Here is a 9417-nt window from a genome sequence, read left to right as displayed (position 1 = left end):
TATCTAGAAATATCTTGAGACGTCCAAGTATTTTCTTTATTACTGGACTCTTATTAGAGAGTAAAACTAAGCCTGAGATAGGGCTTAAATATTAATATACGAGGGGAATTGTCATGTTTATCCCGCATTAACGGGTAGCCCGATTGGTGAAGGGGATTAAAGTTTCACTTTATAAATAGGGAGATCATCACATGCCCTTTTTATAATACTATTACGGGAGGATTTTTATTTTTGATATATTATACCATTTATTTGGTGGTATAATATGGTATTGGTTTTATGGAATGGAGTTGAATGAGTATTATAAATACAAAAGGTGAAATTAAAAAAACGAAAAGAAAAGTATTACTAACTATACTTACTATGTTAGTAATTATAATTGGATTTGGATATTGGAAACTTTTTAGTTTGCAAGGTGTTCCAAAAGGGGAATTAATTCGAACAGTGGAATCTCCAGATGGAAAATATCTCATCAAGACTTATTTTCATAATGCAGGATCATTAAGTGCGGATGCTGTTAGGGGTGAATTAGTTAACCTTGATACAGATTCAGAGAAAAATATATATTGGAATTATCCAGATACCGATCCATATATTGAATGGGTAAATAAGAATATTGTTAGAATTGGAGATCAAACTTTAGATATTTCACAGAAAGAAACCTATGATTGGCGTGATGATGATAAGCACGTTAAAGAAATGCCTAAACAGTTTAGTAGATAAAACAAGAAAATTTAAATTTATTTAATCTTATTCGTTTAACTATAGATAGGATTATATGAGTGAAAAAGTCCATTTAGATCTTCTAAATGGACTTTTTTAGGTTTCTAGATACGACTACTGATAAAAATGGAACAAACTTGTTACTTAGGTTGTCTATTAATTATACGCATAAAACAGGAGTTCATGATAGTTCGCTCATTTTATCCCGCTATTTGCCCGTAAAAGTCTGACTGATGAGGGCTGATTAAAGTTTTACTTTATCCTTTACTGTATCTTGTAACTACATTTTGCCTTGCTGTAGAGAAACAAAAAACATTTTTCTTATTCAATAATTCCAATTTCTAGAGCTTTTTGAACAGCTTCTTCTTTGTTACGGACTCCTAGCTTTGTATAAGCTGTGGAAGCATAATTTCTGACCGTACCATTTGATAAATATAACCTTGATGCTATGGTAGTGTATCGAAGTCCCTTTGCTACTAGCTGCAATATTTCTATCTCCCTAGCTGTTAGCTCATAAGCGGTTGCTTTTGATTGTGGTGTCTCTTTTGGCGCATCAAACTTCTCAAATATTTTGTGAGACATTCCCTGATCAATCAGTGTCCCACCTTTGTGAATAAGTCGGATCGTATTAGCTAGCTCCAATGTTTCAATAGATTTGAGTAAAAAACCATCCGCACCGTTGCGAAGCGATTCCAACGCCTGTTCGGTATCCTGAAAAGTTGTAAAAATCAATATGCGGATATGTGGCCATTGTTGCTTAATCTTTTTGGTTGCTTCGACTCCATCAATGTGTTGCATATCTAAATCCATAAGTATAACATGAGGTTGAAGGCGCCCACACAAATCGATGGCTTCATTGCCATCCTCGGCCAAACCGACTACATTTAAATCTTCATATCTATCGAGTAGTGTCCTCAAACTTTCCCGAACAAACGGCTGGTCGTCTACAATTAACAAACGAATAAGTCCATCTTTTATTTCAGTTTGTCGCGGTATGGTACATGTAACAAGCATTCCTTCATCTGGCTTTGTATATACAGACAATTGACCTTGCAAATTCATTGCTCGTTCTTTCATCGTATTCATACCGAAGCCTTCCTGCCATTCTACATTTCCTTTTCCATTATCTTGAACTTCTAATCTCGTATATTGTTGTTCAAACTGCAATGAAACTATAATTTCAGTTCCCTGACCATGACGTACTGCATTCGTAAGGGACTCTTGTAAGCAACGAATGAACGCTATCTTCGTTTGCCGAGACAATTCATATTCCTCTCCGTATGTCCGAAAACTTACATTAACCTGAGCGTGCTCCTGAAATTCGGCTCCAAGATTTTGGAGAGATTGAATTAAGGAAGGCGATTGACACGGAGACTCCATTTGATGTAGGTAACCTCTCACGTCCTCGATGCTTTTACGTCCCATTTCAAGCAGAGAATCTAGCCTCTGTATACCCATTTCAGTAGCAAGTTCGGTGCGCAACGTTTCCATCCCCATAATAATAGAAGTATAAGCGTGACCAACTGTATCATGAAGCTCACTCGACAGTCTGTTTCGTTCTTCCGCCAGTGTAATGCGTTCAATCTGAGACATATATTGCTCAAGTACCGCGTTTTGTTTACGAATTGATTCATTTTGTTTATGATTGACGATTAATAAATGAAAAGCGAAGCCCATTACATATGCGAATCCATAATAGGTGACCATAATCCAATAGCTATTACTTGGCGCAACCGCATAGAAAATTCCAGTTGTTATAAAAACTGTTATTGGAGCTGTCCAATAATAGGACAAATGCTTACTATTCGCAGCAATTAGAAAAACTGATATAAGAAATGTGTTGTAAGCTTCCGGAAATAATGAGGTTAAATATATACATAGTCCACCATATAGCAGTATTTCTGTGAACAAATAATATTTATAATTGAATAGTAAGGCTACCCATGGAATTGAGAAGGCAATAATTTCCCAAAGAATAATAATCCAAAGTGGTAATGTTAAACCATCCTGAAAATTTAATGTAGCTAGAATGATAGACACACTAGCAAGTAGGCGTACTCCTAACATAATCCAATCATACCAAAACCAATACTTAACCATATCTAACAAGTCCTTTACCCCCTAAATAGCCTACCATTTTACTTCCTATATTATAATTTAATCCTTCCTGCCTTATTATACTTTTTAATTTAAAACTACGATACTACTCACAGACTGCAAACTTCTATTGATTTAGTTGCCGAATCATACTACGTGTATAGCCCCCAATTTTCTTTGTCAAACCATCGACTATTCTAATACTTATGGCGGTAAATACTATACCCATAAACATTACAAAGAGTGACTTGGCAAAAGTATCTATTTGTATAAATATAATATTCATATCGATGTATCGATACAGTAGTGGTGCCAACAGGAACATAAGTGGCATTACATAAAAAATGATTGCACTAATGAGACTGAAGATGCCAATCGCAAATTTCTGCATTAACCAATAGACAGCACACCAAGTGCGACGATCTGTTAGCACTAATTTCACCTGAGCCCAGTTCGATGTATCCATTGTTATACTTCTATCGTAAGAGTCTGTTGAAATATCTGTATAAATTTTCGTTTGTATGCGCTCGAATTGGATAAAGGGTGTGGTAGTCTGTAGTACGCGTATAATTAATGGAATCCCAACAACAGTAAATGAAAGCGTTAAACTAAATAGCAGAGCTATTAGGTAAAAACAAAAATAAAAAAATCCTGTACCGAAAGTTAGCAATAAAAAATAACCATTCTGGATGAATCTTGATTTCATAAAGTTCATCACTCCTATCTATGTAATAACCGAATCATACTGCTTTTTTTGTCAGTCTCACTAGTGTAAAAGTGTCATATGACAGTTCTAAATGATGTTAAAAAGGGGAGAGCAGCCTACTTCTGGTTAAAAAAGATGCTTTTATCCCGCTATTTACTGGGCAGTAAGACTCCCACCTCAAAATTCAGCGTTAGGTGGGGGGCGGGCTGCCGGTAAACGCACGATTGGTGAAGGCTAATAATCAGTGGGGGATGAACAAAAACCTGCTGATTAAAGTTTCACTTTATTAATCCCCACAAAACAATCCCGTTTTTGCATGTGCAAGAACGGGATTGTTTTGTACTTTTATTTAATATGAGATGGACTTGTTTTTCGAATATGAAAAATAATATCAAATTGCTCAAGCAATGAAGTCTCAAAGTATACCGAACTGTTCGGGATGATTTGTCCCCCTATACTTAGTAATGGTCTTTTTACTTTAGCCCATTTCTCTGCTTGTCCTTTAAGGTGACGGTTATCCAATAAAAACATTTTATATGGCACTTTTCCGAGAGTATAATTGAAACTTTTTACATCTTGTGGAATAGTGTCTGTTGTAATCTTACCTCCAGTGGAAGGATCATATTCGCTGTATAAGGTGAAATTTCCCTCCGTAGTTGTACTACCAATTGTGACATAATTATTGTCTAAACGTTCCTTCAAAAACTGCCCCGCAACATAAGGGTATAATTTCTCATCGATAATTCCTTTAGCTATATGAATATTGTGTGCCCATACCATCGTTTTACCACCAAATGTCTCTTGTGCCCACATTGCATGATCGGCCAAGTATTGTTCATGTAGTTTTATTATACTTGGATAGTCGTTAGGAAGTAGCATTGTGGTAAATTTCTCTATTGCACTTGCCGTTGCTTTAGCCCAGATGTACTCGGATGGAATTATTTCTGCGTTGGCTTGCTCGTTCTCATCATTTAGTAATCGGGCTACTCTCTCAGCGTTTGCTTTGAACTTCTCTTTCAATTCAGGAGTAAGTTTCATATATTCTTGTATACTGCCGGTAAAAGATGATAATTCTTTATAGTTTTCTTCTACTTCTGTCAGCAAATCTGGTCGATGCACCCTTACATAATCAATTACTTTATTAAAGCTACTTTGGTCCAACGTTTTTAAGTCGAGTCCAATAAATTGGATCTTTTTTTTATTGGATGGATCAGCATTATAATCTTTCATCCACTCAATCATGGCTATGATTTCATCAGTAGGATATAACAATTTTAAAAATTCCCTAGGGTTTCCTTTTCCTGTTTGGATATATTCATTTAGCTTTAAGCCGTTTCCCCAATCTTCTTCCAGTGCGAAATTTGTAAAACCCATCTCAGTAACCAAATATTTCACAAGGCGAAATTTTATAGTGAAAATTTCAGAGCTTCCATGGGTATTCTCTCCTAATCCTACATATTGTGCGTTCCCAATCATTTTCTTAAGTGGTTTTAAATCTTCAAATGGTTTTGACGGCTCTATCGTTTTTAATGGGTTAGCCTGTGATTGTATTGATTTAACTATATTTTTTTGGATTGATTGACCTGAATTTTCGATTGCTACCGTTTGAGCGTTTCCTACTTCTACACATCCTGTGACTAATAAAGCTGTACTAACCATTGCAATTATTCTTTTCTTATTCATTTTTTTCCACCTCAATTGAATTATTTGTAAAAGCAAAATTGATTCATGTACTTGCACGAATCAATTGCCTTAATTCAATTGTTATTTATTCCATATCATATTTTCTAGTTACATATTGTCATAAGGTTAATTGACACAGGTCATAGATTAATCATTACACTTTTGTACTATCGGTTATGACAACTTATAAATAATAATTACATTGTTGAGCCGCAAGTAAGATTAGATTATGAATTTGGGAGGGATTGTAAAGATGAATGAATCTGTATGCCAAAATATCTTTATTCTAAGTTGTAGCTGTTGAAATGACAGGAAGTAATTTTGATAAACAAATGAATAAAAGGGGAAGGGCGGATTACAATGTTATTACGCGGAGAAGCATTCCACAATAAAGATAAAATCCAACGTGCTAAAATAGGACTTCAACTTTTTCTAAGTATCTTAACTATTACTTCTATTATCCTAAATGTACTAGTAATGATTACTAAAAGTATGCCACTTATTGTGGTATATATGTTTACCCCAGCATTTTCTTCTATTTTGACTCGCATAATATTGAAAGAAGGGTTTAAAGATGTATCTTTTAGTCTCGGTAACTTAAAGATATGGAAGGGGATTGGTTTTGCGCTGTTAATACCTATGATAATATGTGGAATTACTTATTCTATTGCCTGGTTTAGCGGACTTGTGAGGTTTCAGCCTCCGCAAGGTGGTATGCTAGAACCTATTTACAATATACTTGGATTTCAGTATCTACCGATATCATTAAGTTTCATTTTTATAGTAGTATTGAGCGGAGTTTTAGGAAGCTTGCTTAACTTAATCCCAGTTATGGGGGAAGAAATAGGATGGCGAGGTTATATGCTTACAAGACTAATCGATGCAAAGTTTTCACGTCCCATTCTTATTAGCGGATTAATTTGGGCAACGTGGCATGTTCCAATTGTTATTGCTGGTCTATATGTAGAGGGAACATCTGCCCTACTTTCAGTACTTGGCATCTATTTTTGTATTGTGCCATTCAGTTATATTACAGCTTATTTACGACTTATCACAGGTAGCGTTTGGCCTTCGGTTATCATTCATACTACTTGGAATGCCATTATTCAAGGACCTTTCGCACGTGCAAGTACAGGAGATCAAACTGAGATTTGGATTGGAGAATCTGGTTTGATAACCGCTATTATTATCTTGGCTACTGCAATAATTATGGCTCGAATCGTAAATTTTACTAAATAGCATACGGATGTGTTTTAAATTCAATTAGTGTAATATGACGAGGCTGAAATAAGATGCTCCTAAAAATATTAGAAAAAATCTAGTTGAACGGACTCTTACTTAATCTTAGGCTGCTGGACATGTGGTGATATCCCATCGTCATCAAGCTAAGAAAATAAACTAGGTTGCCATAAAAAACATAATGTTTTCATTTAAAGGCTTGGAGATGAAATTTTATCATCTTCATCACGTTTGACCTTCAGGAAATAAAAAGTTAAACGATTATACAAATACTCTAACTGAAAAAACGATAGTCCTTCTATCAAAAATATAGAAGGACTATCGTTTATTTTTTTGAAAAACTTAGGGGGTGATGTTCATAAAAATGGATAATATAATTCGTATTTTACGTAAAGAGAAAAAGTTTTCCAAAGAAGGTTTAGCTAATTTCCTTGGTGTAACGGTTGATTGGAATTTCACTTTATGACTTGTAAGTGACTGTTCAATGCATCGTACTATTAAAAAATCTAAATTTAATCATTAAATTGCGATAAAATGTGGTCGGAAATAATGAAATTTTAGGAAAAATAAGGTACACTAGTTTATGATTTTAGTTGAAAATCGTTTGACGTTAATGCATACGGGGGAAAGATTGATGAACAACAATACAACAAATGAATCAGTTGAAGAAATTGATCAAAAACGAGTAAGATCAAAAAAACGTTATACAAATTGGAAGTTTATCGCAGTGGGTATTGGTGTAATTGCACTTCTTATTGGGGGAATGAGTTATTATCAGGCAACTCACTTCAATTCGAATGTTACAATTAATGACACAAAAGTTGGTGGTCTGAGCGCTGATCAGGCAATACAGAAATTAAAGACATCTGGACTAGCAAACAAAGTCTATGTTGATCAACAACAAATTTTAGATGAAAAAGATACAAAAACGGAACTTACGGAAAAAGATTTGCCTCAAGTTAAGAAACTATTAAAAAGTCAGTGGACATTTTTCCCTTCCTCAAAGGGAGAAAATTATTCATTGCTACCAGAGAAGGCAGATCAGTATCGTAGTGAAACGATGAAAAAACTTGTAGAAGAAACGCTCATCTCTATGAATGAAAAATTAAAAGCGCCTCAAGATGCTATGGCGAAGCTAGAACAAGGGAAAATTGTTATTTCGAAAAGTGTGGAAGGGAAACAGTATGATGTTACTAGTCTACTGAAAGATTATGATAAGCAAAAATATAAAAGCGAAATTCATCTGAAGTCTGCATACATAAAACCTATTAAAGAAGACGATCCGATTGTCAAAAAAGAGGAGAAAGCACTACAGAATCTTCTTGGGCAGTCTGTTGAGTATAAAGTGCAGGATGAAGTTTATCCTTTAAAAGCGAAAGATTTAATTCAAAATGCCTCTATGTCAAAGGATATGAAAGTTACAATTGATGCGAGTGATATTAAGAAGAAAATTACTGAAATTAATAATGCCAAATCAACATTAAATAAAGATTTCTCATTTAAAACGCATTCCGGTTCAGTCATATCAGTAAAAGGACAAGGATACGGCTGGGCACTAGATGTTGAAAAAGAAACTAAACAAGTTCAACAAGCCTTTGAGAAAGGCGAAAAGTCGCTTTCTGCTTCTAATATTCACGGAAATGGTTGGGAGAAGGAAGGTATCGGTTATAAAACAACATCGAATAATGGCATCGGAGACACGTATGCAGAAGTTTCAATTGCAGAGCAACAAATTTGGATTTACAAAGATGGAAAATTAGTTGTTACAACAAATGTAGTAACGGGTAAACATAGTACTGGTGAAGATACATCACCAGGTGTGTGGTACGTTCTATATAAACGAACACCATATACGCTAAGAGGTAGCGCAGTAGGAAAAGCTGATTATGCGGTTAAAGTAGATTACTGGGTTCCATTCACAAATAGTGGTCAAGGATTCCACGATGCTGGCTGGCGAAAAGACTGGGGAAATAACGCTTATTTAACAGGAGGATCAGGTGGGTGTGTGAACCTTCTTCCTAATGTTGCAAAAACTGTCTATGATAGTTTGAACACGTATGATCCAGTAATTGTGTACTAAAAAATAGCTACGTATCTAGAAATAAACAAAGCAGAAAATCTTACCTGATGGTATATGAAAAAACACCTCTTGCATTCGCATACTAAGTGTGCAAATGTAATGGAGGTGTTTTTGTTTGAATACAAAAGTGTATTGCTTATAAGAAACAAAGTAGGAAGAGATTAAGAATAAGTATTCAAATAGTCAATAAAATTGACAATGAATATCATTTTCACTTAATATAGAATCGTCGCATTTAATTAGACATGATTTTTTTGTTAATATAATAGGGTTCTATTAAGTTGTCACATTTAAGAACTATAATTAAATCTTTTAAGAATTTAAACGTAGGAAAGGGTAATATAAAATGAACTGGAAAAAAGGCGGATTATGGGTTATTATTTTTTTCGTTGTAAAAGGCACGATTTCTACACTTTTAATCGTTACAGGTGCTAAATATTTTGATTTATCATTTATGCAACTTATCTTATTAATTCTGACCTTATTAGTGATTTCTCTAATAAGCCGAAAATTGCTGTATAGACATAAACAAAACAAAAAGCAAAAAGAGCTAAATATATAGTGGAGCCCCAGAGACCGTTGGATTTCTGGGGTTTTATTTCGATAGTGTTTTCATGCTTATACGTTACCATTTGAAAATGTGGAAAATCTTCATACTTCTACAATCTATATAAATGGCTCAAGCTTCACATCTTATGAATTCCTTGAAGCGCTAAACTTAAGCAAAATAATGAACTATCCTATAGAAGAAAGTTGAGGGAGCTAATCGCATATGTTTTATTGAAAGACCAACTATGAAAAGTCAAGGGGACATTTTCAAAAAATATTGCTAGAGGATTTTGAAAATAAATCCACTGGATTCGATAGGAAGTGGCTAAACGTCTTCATA

The 9417-nt window shown here is 34.6% G+C and carries 7 protein-coding genes; 4 read left to right on the top strand and 3 right to left on the bottom strand.

All coding sequences use genetic code 11. The features are described from left to right. Positions 1–294: 294 nt before the first annotated feature. Positions 295–723 (top strand): DUF5412 domain-containing protein, encoded by a 429-nt coding sequence (locus tag MR168_RS30860; protein WP_016122830.1) that lies wholly within the window; start codon positions 295–297, stop codon positions 721–723. Positions 724–1044: 321 nt separating this feature from the next. On the opposite strand, the gene MR168_RS30855 is transcribed toward MR168_RS30860, so the two are convergent. The 3 genes from MR168_RS30855 to MR168_RS30845 form a co-directional block, all read right to left on the bottom strand. Then, positions 1045–2832 (bottom strand): helix-turn-helix transcriptional regulator, encoded by a 1788-nt coding sequence (locus tag MR168_RS30855; protein ID WP_086412428.1) that lies wholly within the window; start codon positions 2830–2832, stop codon positions 1045–1047. 115 nt (positions 2833–2947) lie between these two features. Then, positions 2948–3526: a sensor domain-containing protein gene (locus MR168_RS30850; protein ID WP_086412429.1), complete on the bottom strand. Its 579-nt coding sequence runs from the start codon at positions 3524–3526 to the stop codon at positions 2948–2950. 345 nt (positions 3527–3871) lie between these two features. Beyond that, complete coding sequence (locus MR168_RS30845) at positions 3872–5209, bottom strand: erythromycin esterase family protein (RefSeq protein ID WP_086412430.1); 1338 nt, start codon at positions 5207–5209, stop codon at positions 3872–3874. A 360-nt stretch (positions 5210–5569) separates the two neighbouring features. Between MR168_RS30845 and MR168_RS30840 the strand changes: the two genes are divergently transcribed. The 3 genes from MR168_RS30840 (at position 5570) to MR168_RS30830 (ending at position 9090) form a co-directional block, all read left to right on the top strand. Continuing rightward, positions 5570–6448 carry a CPBP family intramembrane glutamic endopeptidase gene (locus MR168_RS30840; protein WP_006922764.1) on the top strand — a complete coding sequence of 293 codons (879 nt, stop codon included), beginning with the start codon at positions 5570–5572 and terminating at the stop codon, positions 6446–6448. A gap of 634 nt (positions 6449–7082) precedes the next feature. Further along, positions 7083–8528: a L,D-transpeptidase family protein gene (locus tag MR168_RS30835; RefSeq protein WP_140159404.1), complete on the top strand. Its 1446-nt coding sequence runs from the start codon at positions 7083–7085 to the stop codon at positions 8526–8528. Positions 8529–8874: 346 nt separating this feature from the next. Continuing rightward, a complete protein-coding gene (locus tag MR168_RS30830) occupies positions 8875–9090 on the top strand; it encodes a hypothetical protein (RefSeq protein WP_001104104.1) in 216 nt (71 codons plus the stop codon). Positions 9091–9417 lie beyond the last annotated feature (327 nt).

Source organism: Bacillus cereus group sp. BfR-BA-01356 (assembly GCF_022663635.1).
GTDB lineage: Bacteria > Bacillota > Bacilli > Bacillales > Bacillaceae_G > Bacillus_A > Bacillus_A cereus.
This window is presented reverse-complemented; position numbering and strand designations above follow the sequence as displayed.

Coding starts and splice junctions, on each gene's coding strand:
- MR168_RS30835 (WP_140159404.1), top strand. CDS start 7,083: ATGAACAACAATACAACAAATGAATCAGTTGAAGAAATTGATCAAAAA.
- MR168_RS30850 (WP_086412429.1), bottom strand. CDS start 3,526: ATGAAATCAAGATTCATCCAGAATGGTTATTTTTTATTGCTAACTTTC.
- MR168_RS30860 (WP_016122830.1), top strand. CDS start 295: ATGAGTATTATAAATACAAAAGGTGAAATTAAAAAAACGAAAAGAAAA.
- MR168_RS30845 (WP_086412430.1), bottom strand. CDS start 5,209: ATGAATAAGAAAAGAATAATTGCAATGGTTAGTACAGCTTTATTAGTC.
- MR168_RS30840 (WP_006922764.1), top strand. CDS start 5,570: ATGTTATTACGCGGAGAAGCATTCCACAATAAAGATAAAATCCAACGT.
- MR168_RS30830 (WP_001104104.1), top strand. CDS start 8,875: ATGAACTGGAAAAAAGGCGGATTATGGGTTATTATTTTTTTCGTTGTA.